This window comes from Bradyrhizobium manausense (genome assembly GCF_001440035.1).
GTDB lineage: Bacteria > Pseudomonadota > Alphaproteobacteria > Rhizobiales > Xanthobacteraceae > Bradyrhizobium > Bradyrhizobium manausense.
Genome location: NZ_LJYG01000034.1, coordinates 56666 through 77642, shown reverse-complemented (window position 1 = coordinate 77642; position 20977 = coordinate 56666). Strand labels below are relative to the sequence as shown.

Sequence of the window (20977 nt, the reverse complement as noted above, 5' to 3'; positions counted from 1 at the left end):
GTTCACTTTTTAGGCATGCTGGCGGCGGACGGCTACCGCTCTCCTCTCCTGAACGGCACCATCAACGATTGCGGGCCTGAGACCCTGCGAGCGACAGCGATGAGAGCGACGATGCTCAGGAGGTAAGGCAGCATCAGGAAGAATTGGTAGGGCAATCCGCCAGAGCCCTGCTGGAGCCGGATCTGCAGTGCTTCAAGCGATGCAAAGAACAGCGATGCAACGATCGCCCTGGCTGGCTTCCATGAGGAGAAGACGACGAGGGCAATGCAGATCCACCCTCTCCCGTTAACGAGATTCACGAAGAAGGCGTTGAATGCCGATAACGTCAGGAAGGCCCCTCCGATTGCCATGATTGCCGAGCCGACGACGACCGCTGCCATACGGATGCCAACCACACTCACGCCTTGCGCGTCGGCCGCCATCGCATTTTCACCGACCATCCTGACCGCAAGCCCAAGCGGTGTCCTGTACAAGATGTAGGAAACGGCTATGGCCAGCGAGAAAGCGAGGTAGACGAGTGGCGATTGCTCGAAGAGCACCGGTCCGACGAGAGGAATGTCGGCCAGGAGCGGCACCCGAACGGCGCTGAATGGCTTGATGGTCGGCGTTGCGGTTGAAGCAATCAGCAATCTGAAGCTGAAATAGCTCAACGATGCTCCCAGCAGGGATATTCCGATACCGGTCACATGCTGGGAAAGCCCCAGGGGCACGGTGAGGAAGCCGTGCAAGAGGCCGAAGATTGCGCCTACAAGTGCGGCCACGCAGACTCCGGTCCAAAGATCCGCTCCGTAGTAGACGGTCAACCAGCCGCTCAGTGCTCCGGCCGTCATGATGCCCTCGATCCCGAGGTTGAGCACGCCGGCACGCTCGCATATCAACTCGCCGAGGGTCCCAAACAGCAGCGGCGCACAAATCCGCAGCGTCGCAGCCCAGAAGCTCGCCGTGAGGACGACATCGAGCGTGCTACTCATGGCGGATCATGTACCGCGTTAGCATCATAGCGACCAGCATCGTGAGCAGACTGACCGACACGATCACGTCGGCAATGTAGTTCGGAACCGCGACTGCGCGGCTCATGGCATCGGCTCCGACGAAAATCGCCGCGACAAACACCGCGGAGATCACGACGCCTACGGGATGCAACTGGGCCAGCATCGCAACGACGATGCCGCTATAGCCAAAGCCCGGCGACATATCGAGCGTCAGGTAGCCCTTAACCCCTGCGATTTCATTGAAGCCGGCGATTCCGGCGATGCCGCCGGACAATACGGCTACCCGAAGCAGCACAGAGGTTACGGGCATGCCGGCGAAACGCGCGCCGTTTAGGCTGAGTCCGACCGCGCGCATCTCATATCCCCAAACACTGCGCACGTTGAAAAGCCAGAGCAATGCCGCCCCGAGCAACGCGAACAAAAAGCCCGCGTGCAGCCTGGCGGTCCCGCCAAGCAGATGACGCAAGCTGACGGTCGCATCAACCGGCGGCGTCTGCGGCCATCCCATCGACATTGGATCCTTGAAAGGCCCGTCGAGCAGGTAGGACACAAAGAGCAGCATCACGAAATTCGATAGGAGGGTCGTTACTACCTCGTCGACCCCGAGCTTGACTTTCAAGACGACCGGACCGAGCAGAAGCGCCGCACCGAGCGCGAAGGCAGCGCCAGCGGCCACGATGGGGAGCGCCCAATGGGGCACAACCGCTGCAATCCGCCCGCCTTCCTCGGCCACGAGGACCGTTGCAAGGGCGCCTGCGTATAATTGGCCTTCGGCGCCGATATTCCATATCCGCGCACGAAACGCGACGGCGACCGACAGGCCCGTGAAGATCAAGGGTGTTGCGCGGGTTAACGTCTCGGAGACAGAGTTCAGGCTTCCCACCGCGCCCACAAGCATGGTCCAATAAGCCCAGAGCACGGGAGCGCCGGCCGCCTTGATGAGTGAGGAGCAGATCAACAGGCTTGCAAGCACCGCCACCCCGGGGGCCGCGAGCCTGACGGCAAGGGGGCTGAAATCGCGCCTTTCTACTCGCACTATCGCCCTCCCGTAGAGTTTTGGCCGGCCATCCTCAATCCCAGCTCCTGCAGACTGAGCGTCTCAGTGCGCACCGGACTGCTGAGCGAGCCGCGGAACATCACCGCGATTCGATCGGAGAGCGAGAACAGCTCATCGATATCTTCGCTGATCAAGAGAATGCCGGCACCACGATCTCGCGCCTCCAGGAGCTTGCGATGCACATAAGCGACCGCACCGATGTCCAGGCCGCGTGTCGGCTGAGTCGCCACGATCACGCCGGGATCTTGCAGCAGGGTACGTCCAAGGATCAGCTTCTGCATGTTCCCGCCTGAGAGCTGCTTGGCGGAGGTGTTGGGAGCTGCACCGCGCACATCGAACTGGGCGATGACCAGCTCGGCGTATTTCCGCGCAGCTCCGACGCGCTGCAGCCCGGCCACCGCAAAGGCTTCCGAGCGGTACCGCTCGGCCACGACATTCTCCCACACAGACATATCAGGGATCAGACCCGTGGCGTGTCGGTCTTCCGGGATTCGGGCAACGCCGCGCTTGACGAACTCTGACGGGTCGGACCGGACAGGGTCACCGGAAAGATGGATCAACCCTTCGGAGGGTGCGAGAACTCCGCATGCAATATCGGCCAACGCTGCCTGACCGTTACCGGCGATGCCAGCGATTCCCAGAATCTCGTGCTGCCTCACTTCGAGGTTCACGCCGTCGAGGACATGGGGGCGATTGCCGCCTTGACGGAGAACGATACCGTCGAGCCGTAGCACGGCAGGACCAACGCTGACCGGCTTTCGATCCGGAAAGGCAACCTTGCGGCCCACCATCAGCTCCGCGAGCTCTTCCCGGCTGGTTTCTGACGCGCGACGCTCTGCCACTACTTTCCCCTGTCGCATGACGATAATTTTGTCGGCGACTGACAGGACTTCGCGAAGCTTATGACTGATGAAAATTACCGCAACGCCGTTGGAGACCAGGATGCGCAACGTCGCGAACAGTGCCTCGGCTTCCTGTGGCGTCAGGACAGCCGTCGGCTCGTCCAGGACCAGGATGCGTGCATCGCGATAGAGCGCTTTGACGATTTCAACGCGCTGGCGTTCGCCGACCGAAATATCCCGCACCAGCGCATCGGGATCCAAAGCAAGGCCGTACCGACGCGCGATATCAAGGATCTTCTCCTTCGCCTTCGCACGATGCCAGGGCAGGAGGAGAGATTCGGTCCCGATGATGATGTTCTCGGCAACGCTCAGGTTGTCCGCCAGTGCGAAGTGCTGATGCACCATTCCGATCCCGGCTCGTAGCGCCGCCTGCGGTGAGCCCGGCGACAGAGACGCACCCCCGATCTCAATTGCGCCGCTGTCTGCTACGTAGTGGCCGAACAGGATGTTCATCAGGGTCGTCTTGCCGGCGCCGTTCTCGCCGAGCAACGCGAGAACCTGCCCTGCCTCCAGGGTAAAGCTCACATCATCGTTCGCAATTAACGAACCAAATCGCTTGCAAACACTGGAGATACGCAGAGCAGGTCTGCGGATGCCGACTGATCCTTCCACCGGAGCGACCTGGACGTTCACACCGTCGACTTCGGCTCGGTATCGTTGACCTTCACTACGAAGCTTCCATCGCGAATGGCCTTTTCCCGATCGGCAACTTTCGCCATGATCTCGCTTGGCACCTTGCCTTCGAAAGTGCCGAGCGGGGAGACCGAAGCACCGCCAAATTTCATCATGCTGAATGAGCCGTAATCCTCAGCTTTGTAGGATCCTTCCTTCAGCTTGGCGATGACCTTGTCTATCGTCGGCTCCATGTGCCACAGCGCCGATACCACGACTGTATTCGGATATTGCGGCTGCGTATTGACGAGGTTTCCGATGGTCAACACGCCTTTCTCCTTGGCGGCATCCGAGACGCCGAAACGTTCCGCATAGAGCAGGTCCGCGCCGCGCTCGATCTGGGCGTAGGCCGCTTCCTTGGCCTTGGGGGGATCAAACCAGCTCCCGATGAAGCTTATGAAGAACTTCGCCTTTGGATTGACCTCGCGAACGCCTTCCATGAACGCGTTCATCAGGCGGTTGACTTCCGGAATGGGATAGCCGCCGACCATGCCGATCACTCCCGATTTCGACATTCCGCCAGCGATGATGCCGGTCAGATAAGACGCATCCTGAATGAAATTGTCGAAGACTGAGTAGTTCGGATCGGTTGGGCCGAAGCTGGATCCCATCAGGAAGGCCGTTTTGGGATAGTCGGCGGCGACTTTCCTAGCGTTGCGCTCTATTGCGAACGCATCGGCGATGACGAGTTGCGGCTTCTTCTCCGCCCAGTCGCGGATCGTCCGCTCCATGTCGGTGTTCGCTACGCTCTCCGACCAGCTGTATACGATATCGCCCCTCGCCTCCGCTGCCTTTAGAGCAATGTGCAGCCGACTTGCCCATTGTTGATCCACGGGAACCGAATAGACGCCTGCGACCTTCAGCTTGTCGGCCGCATATGAGGAACGATTGAGTAACGCAGATCCCGCGATGGAGCCGAGCGTCACGAGAGCACTGCGGCGCGTTAATGAGATCGAACGTCTGTCACCTGCCATTTCCGCCTCCGGATGTTGCGCGATCGATGACATCGCAAAAACGATGCCACGACCGACCGTGTTGATATTTCGAATGATTTTGAGTCCCAGCAGTCGAATTTCGTTCGACCGCTGATTTTCAAGTCACTTTCCAGCCCAGAAAGTCGCTTTATCAGGCAACCTTCTCCTCAGCCGGCTTGACGTTCCTCGCGGCCTGGTTCTTCCCGCGCCAATGCGCACCCGACGTGGTCGCGGGATACTTGGCCGGGTTCTCGGCCGACGCACAGGTGGGTAGGCACGCGACTTCGGCGTCGTAGTTCGGCTGATGAAAGAACACCAAAGAGATGCGACGGCTCGTTGCTGCGTCCAGCGGCGGGTTCATCACCCTGTGCAGGGTGGAAATCCAGCGATCATTGGTCCATTGCATCATGAGATCGCCGATGTTGACGACAAAGGTGCCCGGCAGGTAGCCGATATCGATCCAATTTCCCGCTCGGTCGCGCACTTGCAGCCCACCCGGCGCGTCCTCGACCTTCAGGATGGTGAGAGCGCCGTAATCGGTGTGCTCGCCGGCGCGCTTCTGGCCTTCGGCTGGGGGCAACGGCTGATCGGGATAGTTGATGAAGCGCAGGCTGCTGACGTGCTTGTCGATCTTCCCATCGAAAAAGCTCTCCTCAAGCCCGAGCGAGAGCGCGAAGATCCGCATCAATTGCCACGACACCTTTTCCATCGCACTGTAGTACTCGGTCGCGTTCGCGCGGAAGTCGCTCGGACGCTTGGGCCATTGATTGGGCGCGAAGTGGACCACTCCAAAGCCCTCGGTAAAGTAGGGATCAGAGCCGGCATTCAGCGGCCCAATATTGAAGCTTTCCTGTAGATCGGGCGGCGAGAGAATACCCATGCTTCGCGACAGGCTCTGGTCTGCGAGCGAGTTGTAGCCCCGGCTGACTTCCGGCCTGATTCGCTTTACCTCAAGCTTTTCCTCCTTGGGGAGGTCGAAGAACGAGCGTGCGGAGGCATATGTCCGAGCGATGAGATCGTCGGGAACGCCGTGCCCTTTGATGAGAAAGAAACCGATACGCTCGCAGGTTTCGGCAACCTGGCGGACGACCGCGTCGCGTTCTGATGGGCTCCCGTGGACGAATCGCGAAACGTCGATGGTGGGTACGGAATCGCTCATGCTCATCATTGTCCTCATTCAATTCACTATTGAAGATTGCCGAACTGTCTGCGACACAGCTCGATGCCGGTCGAAAACCCCTGCTTCATCACGAACGCGTCGGATCCGTAGGCGATCACATCGAAGCCGTCTTCCGCATAGCGCGACAGCTCGGCCGCCGAGGTAACCATCACGCATGCTCTCTTGCTGTGATCGCGACATGCCGCGGCTATTTGCTTACGGGCCGCCGTGACTAATTCATGCTCAAGTTGGCCCGGAACGGATGCTGCGATGCTGAAATCAATGTATCCGAACCACAAACCGTCCACGCCTTCGATCGACGCGATCCGATTGGCCTGCGCCATTCCGAGCGGGCTCTCGATCATGCACAAGATCAGGGTACGAGCGTTCGCCTCGACAATCTTGCTCGCGACGTTGCCGCCGGCGTAGCCGTCCTGAGCGCTACCGAAAGCAGCCCCGCGCTTTCCGGCAGGAGGAAATTTGGCGCGTGCGACGGCGAGCTGCGCCTCTTCCGCAGACTGCACGTTCGGGATGAGGATCCCGCGCGCACCCGCGTCCAGACCCTGTGAGAGCAATTCGCTATCAACAGCGGGGACGCGAACCACAGCATCGATTGAAAGCGCATTGCACATAGCAATTGCATTGCGCAGCGATGCGGACTCCATGCATCCATGTTCGCCGTCAAAGATAAGGAAATCTGCATCAGCGCTTGCGGCGATGCGGACGGTCGAAACACTCGCATGCTCGACAATGAAGGAACCGAAAGCAGGCCTTTTGTAATCGATAGTCATAACGGCTCCGTTCGATCAAATGAAGCGGCAAGCATCTTCGACGCGGAGCCGTGGCTTCCGCGGCTCGCGTACAGGCTCGGCGGCAAATCCCAGGCCGATCAGCAGCTTTGCGTCCCAGCTCTGATCGGGGAAAAAGATCTTATTGATTGCATCCCGGTCAAAGCCGGACATCGGGCCGCAATCGATACCGAGCGCACGCGCAGCCATGATGAGATAGGCCGCCTGCAGCATGGTGTTGCGCTCCCCATGGCCCGCGACCGCATCCGGGGACGTATTGAACCAGGAGCGGGCGTCGTAACCCACGGGGTAAAGCTCCGGCAGGCGGTCCAGATAATTGCGGTCCTGAGCAACAATGGCGATCGCCGGGGCCGACGCCGCCTTCTTTACGTTTCCTCTCGACAACGCCAGCAGCAGTTGTTCTTTGGCTGCAGAAGTCGTGACGAAAGCGAGCCGCATCGGCTGGCAGTTTGCGCTGGTCGGGCCCAGCTTTGCGAGCTCGTAGAGTTGCTTGAGAGTCGCCATTTCGATCGGTGTCGAACTCCAGGCGGAAGGCGTCCGAGCGCGTGTGAAGAGCTGAGCGATTGCTTCGCCCTCGATCGATCGCGAGATCATGGCACAAGCGCCAGCGAAGGCTGTTCGGCAGGGCGCTTATGCTTCATGAGCGGGAGGACGTTGTCGATCAGACGTTTCAGATCGTGCTCGTAGTCGGGGAATATGAAGCAGACGCCCGCCAAGCCGTTTTCCGCGAGCCCATCCAGATAGCGCGCAACGGTCGAATACGATCCGGCGACATAGGGGATGGCCATGAAGGTCTGGACCGCAAGGTCCTTATAGGTCGCGCGCGAAAAATCCATGCCGGCGACACGCGCCCACTCGGCCATTGCAGCCTTATCGCTAGTCTGGATGTAATGATCGCGCTTGGCGAAGGCCGCTTCGTCGGTCTCCTCCGCGATGACCGTGAGCAAGACGTATGCTCCCACTTTGCGTCCGAAACGCGCGGCCGACGCCTGTAACTTGTCGTTCAGCCGGCCAAGATCCGCGAGCGAATCGTCCTGCCCGCCGAGGAAGCCAAAATCCGCATGTTGCGCCGTAAAGGAGATGCCGCGCTCCGACTGACCTGCGCAGATGACCGGAATCTCGCGCGACGGTTTCGGATAGGACTTGCAGTCGTCGAAATGGAAAAAGTCGCTGCGATGGGTGACCCGGTCCTGTGTCCAAAGCCTACGCAGCAACTCAAGATACTCAGCAGCATATTCGTATCGTCGTTTGAAGTAGTCGTCACCCTGCCAGAGCCCCATCTGGGAATACTCGAGCTTGTTCCAGCCGCTAACGATGTTCACGCCGAAGCGGCCCTTGCTGATGTCGTCTATGGTCGAGGCCATCTTCGCGATGACACCAGGGTGAATCGTCGGGATTGCCACCGAGGCGTAAAGTTGGATGCGTGAGGTGACCGCAGCGCATGCCGCCATCAGGGAAAACGACTCGAGGGAGTAGTCCCAATGGTTGGTCTCACCTCCGAAGCCGCGCCACTTCACCATGGAGAGCAGAAATTCGAACCCGGCCTCCTCGGCCAGTAGAGCGTTTTTGCGGTTCAGCTCCCAGTTAGGCGAGTATTGAGGAGGCGATCCCGTGGCCATGATTGCTCCACCTTTGGCGTTGGGAAGAAAAATGCCCAGATCGAGTGGACGCACCATGTGGACCTCCGTCGTTAGCGTCGGAAGCATATTGCATGCTATTCAAGTTACTTTCATGCAGATAAATTAGGCAGCAATGACGATAAAGTGGGCGTTGCCCCTGACCGCCCGCTTGGCTAATGCTGCTGACGTGGAGAATCGATTTTGAAACCAAAACGGACAGCCGCTTCGAAACTCTCTGTCGAGCAGCCCAGGTCAGACGCCCCGCGGATCGGCGCACGACTCAAGCACGCGCGCCTTGTCAATCACATGCGTCTGAAGGACGTAGCGGACGCGGCCGGTTGTTCGGAAAGCATGCTTTCGAAGATCGAAAACGAGCGCGCAATCCCTTCGCTCACCACGCTGCACCGCCTGTGCAAGGCTCTTGATCTCAGCGTATCGACGCTTCTCAGCAGCGAAGCGGCGGAGCCCTGGACGATCATGCGTCCGGAGCAGCGCAAAGTCATCGGCCATAAGAAGGCTGCCGGCAGCGAGGGTGTGATGGCCGAAATCCTCGTGCCTTCGGCAGAGGGACGATTGCTAGAGGGGTTTCTCGTTGTCATTGAGCCCGGAGGGCATACGAACGGGACTCTTCAGCACAAAGGGGAAGAGGTAGGCTTCGTGGTGGAAGGGCAACTTGAGCTGACCATCAACAACGAGAAGCATCTTCTACGCGCAGGTGACTCCTTCTATTTTCCTTCGGACCTTCCCCATGCTTATCGCAACCCCGGAAAATCCCAAATGCGCGCTGTCTGGATCAACACGCCGCCGACGTTCTGAGAACGTTATTGGACCATCGTAAGGTCCGCCTGCGAGCAGACCGAGTTGCCTGGACACAAACCTCTAATGCAAGTTGACCAGTCGGCTCCTGCGACAATGGCCGACCCATCTACCTCGATGACATCGAAGGCTTGGCCATCAAAGGTTTGCGCCAACATCTCGCGCATCCGCAGACGATTGCCAAGTATGTCGATGCCTACAACGCTGAGCGCAAACGGCTGAAGCAGGAGGCGAACGCCGAGCGTGCCCGGATAGAACGGCGGCTCGGAGAGATCGACCGCGAGATCAGACGCGCTGTCGATGCGATCACCAAGGAAGGGGTGCCGGCCGGGCCGTTAGCTCCTCGAATGCGCGAGTTGGAAGCTGAGCGCACAATCCTTGCCGGCCGACTTGAGGCGGCTAAGGAAGTCGACGACGTGATCGCCCTACACCCGAAGGCGCTCGACCGCTACAAGCGTGCCGTCCTGGAGTTGGCTGACCAATTCAAGCACGGCACCCCGACCGAGTTTGCGACCATCCGCGAGTTGGTGACGGCGATCATCGTGCATGCCAGCCCGAGCCGACCGGGAGGGGCTGGAACCAAGGCCAATAGCGAAGATGACCGGAGCGTGCAGACCGACATCAAGGGGCGGCTCGCCGCGCTGTGCGGCAATCCGGCCCTGTTTCCGAACATGGCTATGTCGGGGGGATCGTTGGTAGCGGGGGAGGGACTCGAACCCCCGACCCCAGGATTATGATTCCTGCGCTCGGTTACCTGGTACGCTCGTTGCCTCGTGCTTTGGCGCCCCCTTCTACCTCGATTCTGTGCTCCGCGCTGCGTCCCCGCGTATTGGCAAGCTCCGAAAGCGCGTTCTTCAGCCCATGCCGACGAGTTTCAACGGCGGGCATTTCGTTGACGAATTGCCGTATCTGTCGCGCTAGCGCCTCATCTGCTGCCACTCCAGAGCGCTGCAGCTCGGCTGCATACTCGAGATATCGCCTCCTGATCGCGTCCTGACGCGACTTAATCTGCTCGTCCCAAGGACGTTTGGCAGTCCTTCCGCCCCTCACCTCCGAAAGCACCTCCTTACGGGCGAGCCGATCGACATCGGGCGTGATCTTTCGCTTGCGCAAAGCGAGGACCGCTCCCCGATCGGCCTTTCGTACCCGTCCTCGGGTCCGCCGCGGCGTTGCCTCCGCCGCGATCCCGCGAAGCCGGAGTTCGCCAGCAAACCGCTCTCGCCAAGCCTGAAGATCCGCCTTGCGCGGATTGAGGCGCTTGCCGTCATGGCCCAGCGACCGAACGGTCAGGTGCACGTGGGGGTGTTTGTCATCGAGGTGCTGAACGAAGACGTAGTCATGGTTGTAGCCGAACGTGTCGATGGCAAATGCCCGGGCTGAATCCTTGACGGCGGCGGCATCGGTGCCAGCCGGCATCGACAGAATGATGTTGACCGAGAGCGATCCATCGCGACGGCGCTTGTCGTCGAGACCGGCATCATCCTCCCAGCGTTGCTGCAGATCTTTCAATCCCGAACGACCTGCCAGCGTCGCATCCGCGTTGCCGTGCAGCGCACTACGCAATTGCGCGAGCTCTCTTTCGATGACCAATTTCGCCTCTTGAATTGCGGATAGATCGGGCTCAACCGCCCTGCCCTGCAGCACACTGGTGTTTGCGGCACGCGCGATCTGATTGATGTTGCCGCCAATCCGGTTGAGCTCGCGAACGATCGCGCGAAGCGCGTCATGCTCGTTCGGGGAATGCTGCACGGGTGACCCCAATCGTGAGCGCACCAGTGCAACAATCCAGCCGGTTCGCGTCATGCCCCGCTGATGTGAGACTTCTGCGAGCTGCCGCATCTCGCTCTCGCGAAATCGCACCGTCACCTTTTTCTGCCGTCCGACGGGCAACGCCAAGATGCGCGGCGTTGGTGCAGCCAGTGCATCGGCAATGAGACGACGCAGCAGCGCTGACTTGCCGCCCTGAGTAGCAGCAAAAGCTGAGAACTCCGCCGCAACTTCGTCGGAGACGCGAAGCGAGATCAGAGCCATGCACTCCAATCCTAATTGAGGTGTAATACATCGCTGGCGCGAAGCCTATCCTGCACTAGAAAGTGCGAATCCTTCCGCCCCTCCATGTTGGTTCGCACCAACAGGCTCGGCATTCAAAGCTCGGGAGTTGCCGCAGGTGAGATCCAACCGCGCCGGCGATCGATGCGGAGAATTCCTCCGGGAGTGACGCAGCCGTCGCCCCTAATCCTTCTACTCCAGGGAAGCTGGGCGTCCAGATCGGCAATATGGGCACCGAGCATGTGGACCGCGGCTTTCCAGCAGCCTCCGGCCTCTCTACAGCGCTGTGGGGGGCGCGTTCGGCCTCCGGCTGCTGCGCTAACGCGGCATCCTTCGGATGGGAAATCCGCTCCGCCGGCACATCGACCGCAGCAATTTTTCTGAGGAGACTGTCTAAGACCAAGTTCATGCGAAAAGGATCTCTTCGATTGTGACGGTCGATGCTTGAACCTCTTCCGCTTCGTCTGCGCCATCGACCAACAGCACTGCGTGTCGTGAGCCTTGAGACGCGAGCCGATCGACCAAAAGACAGCCCGTACGATCTTGGTGGCGCACTCTGATCGTCAGCGATGCGCTCATTCGCTCGTTCCGATTGACCGAAGAGTTCCGGGGTTTTCCCGCAGCCGCCGCAACACGATCTCTATGGGTCGCGATGTCGGTTGCTGTTCGACCTGGCGTGCTGGCTGAGCTCCAGCAGCCCCTTCGCTATCAGCAGCGGAGCCGCGGACTTCCGTGCGAATCTTGCGAGCTAGCTGACGGGCGTGTGCGTCTGTGAAGCTTTCCTGTGCTGCGCATAAAGTCTCAATCGCATTGGGCTGCTCACGCCAAGCCTGGTAGAGCTCATACACAGCGCGGATTGATGAACCGGCAAGCTTCGAGCGAAGGAACTTCGGCATATTCTGAACCGATGCGTAGCGAGACACCCAGTCCCTGGGCTTGCCGAGCTTGCGCGAGATGTCAGCTTGGTTATCACCCTGCTCCAAGCGCTCCGCGATGAACGCCGCGATTTCGGGGGCATTGAGGTCATCACGCTGAATATTCTCGATCATCTGAACATAACGATCCGCAGAACCAGCCGCATGAATGAAAGCCGGGATGTCACGGAGCCCGGCGCGCTTAGCAGCACGATACCGCCTCGCACCCATGACGATCACGTACCGGCCTTCCTCGGTCGCGTGCCGCAGCACGATCGGTTGCAGCACTCCATGCTGAAGGATTGATTGCGTAAGCTCGTCGAGCTTGTGTTTTTCGAAGCTGCGACGGGGCTGGTCCGGATCTTCGTCGATACGGTCGATCGAGATGCAAGTCGGTTGCCCGATTGTGGCGGCACCATCTTCCGCAGCGTCGATGAGCTGCTTGAAGCTGAGATCAAGCGCCATGTGCCGTCTCGTCCATCTGCGCGACGATCTTGGCGAGAACATCCCGGATTTCCCGACCAGCCTCCTGCGCAGAGCGACGCTTCAGCTTCCAGACTGGCAGGCGTTCCGCGACGGCCTCAGCGTAGCCATCCCTTGCAACGATCTGCCCCGGGAACACATATTTGCCAGCCTCGCGCAACAGCTGCTCAAGATGCGTCCTTTGACGGGGCGATTTCGTATTGAAGTTCGAAGGCAGCAACCCGAGGAACTTCGTATCCTGACGGCCGTAGCGCCTCTGCACGCCGATAAAGGTTTGCATCAGACCCTTGACGCCCTTGATCGAATAGTCCTCCAGATAGATGGGGGCCAGCACATGCGACGCCGCAACCAAACAGCCGACACTGCGAAGTCCAAGTGATGGCGGCGTATCGATGACGCAGGCATCGAACTGATCCGACGCGATAGCGAGGTTCTCTTGCAGAGTCGTTATGGCGGCTGCATTGCTGCGATCGAGGTCAGTCAGTGAGCTATCGGCCGGCGCAAGCGTTAGGCCCTCGCCTTCCCGAGGTGCGATCCGTATCCCGGGCTTGAACAAATCCGCGGCTAACGTTGAACCGGCGTACTGCCTCAGCGTGTCTGACGCATTGCTCTGTGCATCAACGTCGATCACGAGAACGCGGAGATTGGTTTCCGCCATGAACCAAGCCAAATGCACAGCAAGGGTCGTCTTGCCGACCCCGCCCTTTTGATTGTTGATGACAATGGTCTTCATATTGGGGTCCGAAGTGGGTCTGACGACGCCGGGGGCATATCCATCGTCCATCATGACGTGGGGGATGTTGGTTTGAACCAACAGCGATTGCGAATCCGATCGCGGGAACGATCCCCAAATTCATCCAGCGAATCCCCTGCCAGAAGAGTCAGGTCAGTCCATAGCTATCGGGGGGAGCAATCTGGAAAGTGAGTCGGGAATCGTGCTCGTTGCCGGGGCTGCGACAGTCGCGAGAGGATCGTCACGCGAATGCGCGGAGACCGCTTGTGGGCTCCGGGAGCGTCGCCGCGCCGGCGCGAGTAGAGCCGTCCCCGCAGGGGCTCGCCCAAGCGGACACTGCTGCAAGAGTGGACCCGCTGGATACGAATTCTCTTATGCGACGGCTATCTGCATCGATGGGAATACGATCTACCTATCGCGAGAAAGACGCGTGTCGCCCCTCTCGAGGCTGCTTGCTGTAGCGACAAAGTGCCGACACTACCCATACTGGCCGCAGGAAGCTTTGCATCAAGGGGCGATCTCTTACGGCCGGCTGTTGCGATAAAGAAAGGCGCAATTGCAAGCTAGGCATTGCGACGCGCGCGTCCGATAGCAAAGTCTCCGCTGACGAAAGGTTTAGTCCGGCGATGGGTCCCGGCGTTTTCGGCGCAATTGACCTATCGATAAAATGAATCGATCTGCCCGGTCGATTCATAAAACTCATTGGACGGCGCTTGCGGAGGAAGCGAGAAACCGTCCGTGCCGAAAGCCGAACCAGAACCGCTTCATCTGCGCCACATCGATGCCGCTCGCAATATGCGACGGTTTTATGCGCTATCTACGCAGCCGACGTTGGTCGGAGAAATGTCGCTGGTCCGCGATTGGGGCCGGATCGGCACGAATGGCCAGACTATGGTGCAGACCTTCGATGGCGGTGCAGAGGCGGTCGAGGCCTTCGCACGGCTGGAGCGCGCCAAGTGGAGGCGCGGTTACGCTGCAGCGGACGGAAACCTGTCATAGTCTGACAATTTTTCGGGGACTGCGGCTCCGCCTGTGATGTCGGCTCTATCTGTTCCACTGCTTTGATGTCAGACGAGCAAAATCGAAACAAGACAGAGCTCGTCTCATGACGACTGCCAATGAGATCGCCGAAAAGATTGCAACCGCGAACGACCTGACAAAAGCTCAGGCGAAAACCATGTCGAAAGCGTGTTCAAGGCCATCGCTGAATGCGGCCGTAGGCGGAGCCGAGACAAGCCTTCCAGGGTTCGGCAAGTTCAAGGTCAAGGACAGCCCCGCCCGTGAGGGCCGCAATCCGTCGACCGGCGCGACGATTGCGATCGCAGCTTCCAAGAAGCTGACCTTTACACCCGCCAAAGCCATCAAGGATGTTCTGAACGGAGCAGCGGTCCCTAGCGAAGGTGCGACGTAAGACGCAAGACAAGGGGGCTTATGCCCCCTCCTCGGCTGCGAGCGCTTCGTTGCGCTGGCGGATGAGTTCGGCCAGCTCGCGTTCCAGCGCCTTGCGTTCCGCCGGCGTGAATACGCATTCGCGCAGCTCGGCACGCAATTCTTCAATGGTGTCGATGGTCATGATCGCATCTCCTGTCGAAGGGAAGCGGGCCCCGCCTTGCGGCGGAGCCCGCTAGCTGAGCCTCAGTCCCGGTTCGGCCGGGACCAGATCAGTTGGAGGCCCTCGGCACCCTCGACCTCGGTCAGGGTGGCGTAGATCGGAGCGGGGAAGCTCGGATCGTCCAGCTTGACCGAGAGGTAGTCGCGCTCGGTGTCCTTGGCGGTCTTCTGCCAGGCCGCACCCAACTCGACGTTGCCCGAGTAGATGCGGAAGTGCGGTCCCTTGTCGGAAGGATTTTCGACGCGGATCAGCTTGGCCTTGACGTTGAGGTTGAGCGTCTTGATCGCGCCGGAGAAGCCATTGCCCATGGAGGTGAAGGTGCCGATGGTAGCCATTGTCTCATTCCCTTTGTTTTCTCGGGCCGCGCCTATCGCGTCCTGGATGGCGGTCGTGAGACCGGAGGCGATCGACCTGCACCCAAAGGGCCGAAATGAAATGGAGGGCGGCCGGCAGCGACTTTCTTGAACCGCGAGGAATGGTGCGCAGCGCCAGGGGAAGAAAGTCGAGGACGGACGTTGCGGGGACAAGATCGAGAGCCCGCGAAGCGGGATCGGCCTTCGGTCAGACCAGCCTCTATCGAGGACGCAGATCGGTGCGCCCGTCGCAAAAACACATGGAATGAAGACCGGCGGTTCTAATCGGTTCAGCCATTCGGCTCTCAAGGCAACGGGCGTAGCAGCAAAACGCAGTTCACCTTAAGCAGGCCACCTAGGCGCCGCGTCATCACCGGCAATGGAGATCGTCGCTGTCAGCAATATCGGCAGGTCGAGGTCGCCATCGCAAGATCAATGACGAGACTGGCGACGTACTCGACATGTGGATGCAGCCTCGCCTTTCGCATCCAAGCGGGCCACCGCCCTGCGAGGTGCCAAGCAAAAGCTCGCAGCGGTGGACATGCCGGCCGCCCACCCCGCGGCGGCTCCGCCGGCACGCGCGATAGAACCAAGCTCAAAGTAGGGGTTGCAACGCCACAGCATTGGAGTTGGCTTGTGAGCACAATCGGTCCTCGGCAGCAGTTCCGCGAGCCGGGCTCGATCTCGATTGGACGCTATTTAGCCGGCGGCCGCAGCGGGCTATCCGCCCACTTCCGGGCGGCAGGGTCGTGCAGCGGATCGTCCTCGCAGGCAAGGCAAACATAGCGGCCGCCCATCGGCGACATCGTCGGGAATGGCCGTCATTGCCTTTCCGCACGACGGGCACAGCTTGCGGCCGCGCATTTAGCGCGGTCATCAATTTTTTCCTGCCGAGCGCAGCCTTAGTTTCATGTGGCCCGCAGGCACAAGCGGTAAGCGCCGAAATCTGTCCGGGTGTGTTCCGCTCGCTTGACGCAGCAGCCCGTCAAGAGTGAAATTGAGCCTTTCAGTGAAGTTGCGGGGGTGGCGTCGTGGAAGATTTCTACAGAGGCTTCGCGCAGCGGGCGCGCGATTTGGCCGAGAATGCGGACCCGTTCACCAGGCGGCGGCTGCTCGCCCTGGCCCAACGATACGACTTGAAGAGCAAACCAGGATCCGGAGGCGGTCGGTCCATCCCGCCGCCGCGTGCGACACCGCCGACCATCCTGTTTTCCGGCTCCGGCGAAGCTTGACCAATCCCATCCCGGTAACTTGCTCCGATCACGGCCGGATCGTCGGTTTTCCGTGTCTTCCATCGACCGAGGCGACCATTCACTGACTGTCTTAATTTTAGTCGGTCCAGAAGCCACCTCGTCCCCCACGCTTTGCATTCTGCTGGGAGGCTGATTGTTCGCAGCGTCGGCCTGACGTTTCTTGAGGCGCCGCAGCCATCCCCGCAGGTCCCGGTCAGTCGGCAGAGCGGCGTGCTCGGTAAAACAACCTCGCGATCCGCCCCCGCCCCCGCCGCCGGCGCATGATCCGGGGGGCGCAATCGCCGCACGGACGATCTCGGGGCCGCCGGTCTTCTGCCCGGCGCTGCCCAGACTCCATTCGACCTTAACCGCAAGCTCAGACCACGACGCGTCAGCCCGAGCCGAGGCGATAGCGCACAGAGACGCTTACCCATCCGTCAGGCCGTCCGTTTTTCATGGAGCCGGGAGTTAATCTGCGACATGAGAATTGGACCAAGAGAAAACTCTCCGACCTCCGCCTTCCGCGTCAATCCGCGCAAGTAGCCGCCAGCCGATCTAATCGCTGTGCCACGCTGCAAGATGCAGGCGACAACCACCGCGGCCTGCATTTCACCCAGGACGGTTTGTGCCTCCTCCCAGGCGCTTGGGCTGATCCCCAGCGACGACCGCACGACGGCCGCCGTGGCGAAGAAATCGCGCCAGTTCGAAATTCCACCCTTCGCATAGTCGACGATATCCGGACATGCACTCAGGACCATACCCAACGGATACGTCCCTTCCCTGACTCGCGATGGTTGAGGCTTTGGCTCAGCTCCCGCCGCCCTGCCTTCTCGAAGGCGAGGTTCAAGATCAGTAAAGGGATCGGTATTTGAATTCTGTATGTGGCGCTCAGAATGGGACTCATTGGCGCTCGGATTCTTCGATTTGATGTGTGCTTCCAGAAGATTGAGTACATCGTCAGCCAGTTGCGACAACTCGTCGGCGATCGGCTCAAGCTCCTGGCGCGTCGCGGTGCGCGGAATCTGAGCGACCATTGCGCGGAAGGCGGCATGCACCTCCTGCCAATCGGCGGGCCCCTGCCCTGCCCTGCGCGTTGGGACGCCTTCCTCGATGCCAGTTGCAATCATCTTCGCGATGTCGCGCCGGCACAACGTGATCCGTTCACGCACGAGTTTGAGTGCGCGGGCTTCCGCTTCGATATCGGCCGCCAGGCTCTCGAACTCTTCCGAGCGCACGACAAGCGGTGACAGATCGAAGCCGAAGGCGAGCTCGATTTCGCCGGCATCGTCCTTCCGCGCGTAGCGCTTACCATTTGGACTATCGCGCCGAATGATCAGTCCCGCGTCGACCAGGACAGCCAGGTGACGCCGCAGCGTCGATGCCGGCATGCCGTGCGCCCGCCGGCTGAGCTGATGGTTCGACGGGAAGACGATCAGATCATCCTCTCCTGTGAGCGCGGTCTCAGGATGGAAAGTCAGGAGCGCGTTTAAGACCGACAGCGAACGTTCCGACACACCAAGGCGCGGCCGTGCCGTGCAGATGGCATGGAAGATCTTCCATTTGTGCACGATCTTTTCGGGAGGGCGTTCTGTTGCGACCATTTGGCTTGCCACATGGGCAAGCGTCAACGATCGCCGCCCAAAGGGCGTCGTTGGAGAGTGTGACTGCATGTCTTTGCCTCATGCGGGCAAAGAAAATCTGCTCGCCAAAACGGCGCCGTCGTTAAAGACGCTTGACTGCGATTCGCGAAAGTGATTCTCTGTCAGTCGCCAAACGTGACGAGAGAAGGCTTTCGGACGGAGACGTTCCGGGGGCCTTTTCTTTTTCCGCTATGCTCCTGTGGTTAGAGGACGGAAACGCAGGTACGCATCGCGCCGCCCGACCATGAGAGGTCCCGGCAGCGCCATATCCAAAGCGGCAAGACGCACGATGTCAGTCATCGGTGCGCCCCTCCCGAAAAGATCGGTAGAGTTCCGGCAGCCGCGAAATCACGAAATCTCCGAATGCTGGTGCGGCCTTTTCATCGAGCGCTAGCGTGACGCGATCTGCGCGACGTTCGATCTTGACGATCTTCTTGCCATCGTCATCAGCCCAAGTGGTCGGCCGTGGGGTTTTGGACTTGCGAGGCGCGAGCGCGGCGAACACGATTGCGAAACGATCATCGGAGGTCGCACGCACGAAACGATCACTGGCCATTGCGTCAGCTAATGACTTTTGATCGTGGCGCCCCGCCATCCGCTCTGCGAGTTCCATCCAGCGCCGACGCCCGGTTTTCGGCGCCGGCCCGATCGCGTCAATCAAGCTGCGTGGCAAAGCTCGACAGACGGAAATGAGGCGCGAGAGCTCTGTCTTGTCGACGCTGAGCGCCGCCATGATGATCTCACGCTTGAACCCACGATCCTCAAGCGCGGCGCCATAGCTTGCCCGCTCAATGAAGGACAGATCCTCACGCTCGCCATTCTCTTTTCCCTGTGCGACCACCAGGTCTTCGTCGCTGAGGTCACGGACCACAGCTCGCGCCGGATGGCCAAGCTCAGCAAGCGCACGGACCCGGCGATGGCCATAGGCGATCTGAAACCGTCCTGGGCTGGTCGGATGTGGGCGAAGAAGGATCGGAACCAATTGCCCGTTGGTACGAATTGATTCAACGAGAGCAGCGTGCTTCTCATTCACGCCGGTCATGCGATCCGGGACGATCGAGGCGTCGATTAATCCTGGATCGATTTCAACAACGGCCTGTCCAGTGCTGAGTTGTTCGGTCAGGGCCTTGGCGGCATCGCGCTCCGCGGACAACATCTCGAGCGAACGGCTCATAGCGCCGACTGCCCCGCGCGATCCGAGTGTTGGTTGTGATGGTCTCCGATTGTCGCTGGGCTCACCTGACAGCGGTTCGTTGACCGCGGTCAACTTATCGTCCAAGAGGTCAGCAAGCAGGTTTTTGCGACCCATCAGGTCCTCCCCCATGCAGCCTGGATGAGGCTTTGAATTTCACCATTGACGCTGTCTAGCGATTCCATCGCGCGGTCGTAGGTAGCGCGTGTGAACTGATCGCGGCTGACCTCATAGAGCGTTTGTTTCGTGATGCCGGCGTCCGAGATCGCCGTACTTTTCAGCATCATGTTGGTGACCATGCGATCACCGAATAGCGAGCGCATGAAGCCGACCATTTGGGCCTGCGGTCCATCACCGGGCTCGTAGCGGGTGACGAGATAGCGCATCCAGTCGTAGTTCATATTGCCGCCCGCCTTGGCGACGACGGCAAGGAGGTCGGATGTCATGATCAGAAATTGGCACATCGACATGACATCGAGCATCTGTGGATGCACGGGAATCAGAATTGCGGTTGCTGCACAGAGCGCGGAGAGCGTGAGAAATCCAAGCTGAGGCGGACAATCGATCACGACGACGTCGTATCGGTCTTGGACAGTGGCGAGGGCACGGGCTACGCGGGCAAAGAAGAGCGGATCACCCGACTGGCGCATAGCTAACGCTTTCGGGGTTTCATGTTCGAATTCCATCAATTCGATATTCCCGGGGATGATGTCGAGCCCGAGAAAGTAGGTCTGCCGAATGATCTCACTGAGCTCGCGACGTGCGCCGTCATAGCGGATGGCCCCGTATAGAGTTCCGTTCTCCTCGACATCAAACTCTGGCTGGTAGCCGTGCAGCGCGGAAAGGGAGGCCTGCGGATCGAGATCGATCGCGAGCACCCGATAGCCTTGCAGCGTGAGATGTTGAGCTAGGTGCGCTGCGGTCGTTGTCTTGCCTGAGCCGCCCTTGAAGTTAACGACGCCGATGACTTGCAACTGTTCGCCAGCGACGCGATGCGGTCGGTATCGGCGCGCACCCTTGCCTGATTCATCGAGATAAGCTCGAAGGCTCTGAATGTCCTCGAAAGTGTACGACCTTCGACCCGATGGACTGGTGTCGGGCTGGGGGCCCCTCCCCTCCAGCGACAATTGGCGAAGATAGCCGTCATTGATACCGACGAGTTTAGCGACTTCGCCAGACGTGAACCGGCGGAGATTCTTTCGGGCTTGTGGCGGGAACAGCTTCGTTCGGTGTGCATGAAGCTTCGCGGAGAGTTCCCGCGCGTCGGCAGCGATCGTATCATGAATCGCTGGGGGGGCGGCCGACGGGATTGGCGCCATCGCTTGTTGATCGTTCAGGGCCACGGCTTTCTCGCGTAGTTACGAATTTCGGATGCGCGACGCGCGCAAAGCGTGGCTAGTACGCCCGATTCTGAGCGATAGCGCAACAATTAAAGGGTAAACGGATCGTTAACGGCCATTCCGGGTTGCCCCGCACGAATGCAAAAGTTGACCGCGGTCAACTAGGACGCCGCCCGCTTCCATATTGCTGCAAGCACCTCGCGCCGAGCGGATCAAGTTGACCGCGGTCAACTTTCTCAATTTGGGCCGAATCGACGTGCCGCGCAGTCTATTCCTACTTCGCTGCTAGCGGAACCGCAGGCGTGCCGTGCCGAGCGCGGGTCGGGCTGGGCGACCACGGCTTCCTGCCCTTCCGCCGGTGCAAGGTCCCATTCGCGCAGGCAAAATATTTGTGGACCTGCACGTACCGTCGATGAAGCCGATCGCGCC

21 protein-coding genes are annotated in these 20977 nt (G+C 60.0%); 5 read left to right on the top strand and 16 right to left on the bottom strand.

The genetic code is table 11. The annotated features are described in order from the left end of the window. Positions 1 to 32: 32 nt before the first annotated feature. From AOQ71_RS07860 to AOQ71_RS07825, 8 genes are all read right to left on the bottom strand, one after another. Complete coding sequence (locus tag AOQ71_RS07860; protein WP_057744039.1) at positions 33 to 971, bottom strand: ABC transporter permease; 939 nt, start codon at positions 969 to 971, stop codon at positions 33 to 35. Next, entirely contained in the window at positions 964 to 2028 is a 1065-nt protein-coding gene (locus tag AOQ71_RS07855; RefSeq protein WP_057744036.1) for an ABC transporter permease, read from the bottom strand. The genes AOQ71_RS07860 and AOQ71_RS07855 overlap by 8 nt, the downstream gene beginning before the upstream one ends. Next, on the bottom strand, positions 2028 to 3584 hold the full coding sequence (locus AOQ71_RS07850; RefSeq protein ID WP_245316790.1) for an ABC transporter ATP-binding protein: 1557 nt from the start codon (positions 3582 to 3584) through the stop codon (positions 2028 to 2030). Before AOQ71_RS07850 ends, AOQ71_RS07855 begins: the two co-directional genes overlap by 1 nt. Beyond that, positions 3581 to 4597: a BMP family protein gene (locus AOQ71_RS07845; protein WP_057744209.1), complete on the bottom strand. Its 1017-nt coding sequence runs from the start codon at positions 4595 to 4597 to the stop codon at positions 3581 to 3583. Before AOQ71_RS07845 ends, AOQ71_RS07850 begins: the two co-directional genes overlap by 4 nt. A gap of 151 nt (positions 4598 to 4748) precedes the next feature. Next, positions 4749 to 5756, bottom strand: a complete 1008-nt coding sequence (locus tag AOQ71_RS07840) for an isopenicillin N synthase family dioxygenase (RefSeq protein WP_157083428.1) — start codon at positions 5754 to 5756, stop codon at positions 4749 to 4751. A gap of 26 nt (positions 5757 to 5782) precedes the next feature. Then, a complete protein-coding gene (locus AOQ71_RS07835; protein ID WP_057744033.1) occupies positions 5783 to 6547 on the bottom strand; it encodes an HpcH/HpaI aldolase family protein in 765 nt (254 codons plus the stop codon). A 15-nt stretch (positions 6548 to 6562) separates the two neighbouring features. Further along, positions 6563 to 7159, bottom strand: a complete 597-nt coding sequence (locus tag AOQ71_RS07830) for a malonic semialdehyde reductase (protein ID WP_205668207.1) — start codon at positions 7157 to 7159, stop codon at positions 6563 to 6565. Next, entirely contained in the window at positions 7156 to 8241 is a 1086-nt protein-coding gene (locus AOQ71_RS07825; RefSeq protein WP_063958209.1) for an LLM class flavin-dependent oxidoreductase, read from the bottom strand. Before AOQ71_RS07825 ends, AOQ71_RS07830 begins: the two co-directional genes overlap by 4 nt. Positions 8242 to 8385: 144 nt before the next feature. Between AOQ71_RS07825 and AOQ71_RS07820 the strand changes: the two genes are divergently transcribed. Both AOQ71_RS07820 and AOQ71_RS07815 read left to right on the top strand, forming a co-directional pair. After that, positions 8386 to 9000: a cupin domain-containing protein gene (locus AOQ71_RS07820; RefSeq protein WP_283809581.1), complete on the top strand. Its 615-nt coding sequence runs from the start codon at positions 8386 to 8388 to the stop codon at positions 8998 to 9000. Positions 9001 to 9131: 131 nt separating this feature from the next. Further along, on the top strand, positions 9132 to 9737 hold the full coding sequence (locus AOQ71_RS07815; protein WP_205668206.1) for a hypothetical protein: 606 nt from the start codon (positions 9132 to 9134) through the stop codon (positions 9735 to 9737). Positions 9738 to 9750: 13 nt separating this feature from the next. Here the strand turns inward: AOQ71_RS07815 and AOQ71_RS47440 are convergent, their stop codons facing one another. The 3 genes from AOQ71_RS47440 to AOQ71_RS07795 all read right to left on the bottom strand — a co-directional run bounded on the left by AOQ71_RS47440 (position 9751) and on the right by AOQ71_RS07795 (position 13179). After that, positions 9751 to 11031 carry a relaxase/mobilization nuclease domain-containing protein gene (locus AOQ71_RS47440; RefSeq protein ID WP_083514035.1) on the bottom strand — a complete coding sequence of 427 codons (1281 nt, stop codon included), beginning with the start codon at positions 11029 to 11031 and terminating at the stop codon, positions 9751 to 9753. A 593-nt stretch (positions 11032 to 11624) separates the two neighbouring features. Further along, positions 11625 to 12428: a ParB/RepB/Spo0J family partition protein gene (locus tag AOQ71_RS07800; RefSeq protein WP_245316789.1), complete on the bottom strand. Its 804-nt coding sequence runs from the start codon at positions 12426 to 12428 to the stop codon at positions 11625 to 11627. After that, the gene (locus tag AOQ71_RS07795; protein WP_057744196.1) at positions 12418 to 13179 is read right to left on the bottom strand and encodes a ParA family protein; all 762 of its coding nucleotides are present in this window, start codon (positions 13177 to 13179) and stop codon (positions 12418 to 12420) included. Before AOQ71_RS07795 ends, AOQ71_RS07800 begins: the two co-directional genes overlap by 11 nt. A gap of 738 nt (positions 13180 to 13917) precedes the next feature. Between AOQ71_RS07795 and AOQ71_RS07790 the strand changes: the two genes are divergently transcribed. Next, a complete protein-coding gene (locus tag AOQ71_RS07790; protein WP_057744024.1) occupies positions 13918 to 14178 on the top strand; it encodes a WGR domain-containing protein in 261 nt (86 codons plus the stop codon). Positions 14179 to 14284: 106 nt separating this feature from the next. Further along, entirely contained in the window at positions 14285 to 14590 is a 306-nt protein-coding gene (locus AOQ71_RS07785) for an HU family DNA-binding protein (RefSeq protein WP_057744021.1), read from the top strand. 18 nt (positions 14591 to 14608) lie between these two features. On the opposite strand, the gene AOQ71_RS46250 is transcribed toward AOQ71_RS07785, so the two are convergent. Together AOQ71_RS46250 and AOQ71_RS07780 are read right to left on the bottom strand one after the other, a co-directional pair. Further along, positions 14609 to 14752 (bottom strand): hypothetical protein, encoded by a 144-nt coding sequence (locus AOQ71_RS46250; protein ID WP_167353968.1) that lies wholly within the window; start codon positions 14750 to 14752, stop codon positions 14609 to 14611. A 62-nt stretch (positions 14753 to 14814) separates the two neighbouring features. After that, the gene (locus AOQ71_RS07780; RefSeq protein WP_057744017.1) at positions 14815 to 15126 is read right to left on the bottom strand and encodes a DUF736 domain-containing protein; all 312 of its coding nucleotides are present in this window, start codon (positions 15124 to 15126) and stop codon (positions 14815 to 14817) included. Between the two features lie 1049 nt (positions 15127 to 16175). On the opposite strand from AOQ71_RS07780, the gene AOQ71_RS47435 reads away from it, so the two are divergent. Continuing rightward, entirely contained in the window at positions 16176 to 16376 is a 201-nt protein-coding gene (locus AOQ71_RS47435; protein WP_057744014.1) for a hypothetical protein, read from the top strand. A 437-nt stretch (positions 16377 to 16813) separates the two neighbouring features. Here the strand turns inward: AOQ71_RS47435 and repC are convergent, their stop codons facing one another. The 3 genes from repC to repA form a co-directional block, all read right to left on the bottom strand. Further along, the gene (gene repC, locus AOQ71_RS07770; RefSeq protein ID WP_057744011.1) at positions 16814 to 18046 is read right to left on the bottom strand and encodes a plasmid replication protein RepC; all 1233 of its coding nucleotides are present in this window, start codon (positions 18044 to 18046) and stop codon (positions 16814 to 16816) included. 262 nt (positions 18047 to 18308) lie between these two features. Then, a complete protein-coding gene (gene repB / locus AOQ71_RS07765) occupies positions 18309 to 19325 on the bottom strand; it encodes a plasmid partitioning protein RepB (RefSeq protein ID WP_245316788.1) in 1017 nt (338 codons plus the stop codon). Then, positions 19325 to 20527 carry a plasmid partitioning protein RepA gene (gene repA / locus AOQ71_RS07760; protein ID WP_057744192.1) on the bottom strand — a complete coding sequence of 401 codons (1203 nt, stop codon included), beginning with the start codon at positions 20525 to 20527 and terminating at the stop codon, positions 19325 to 19327. Before repA ends, repB begins: the two co-directional genes overlap by 1 nt. Positions 20528 to 20977 lie beyond the last annotated feature (450 nt).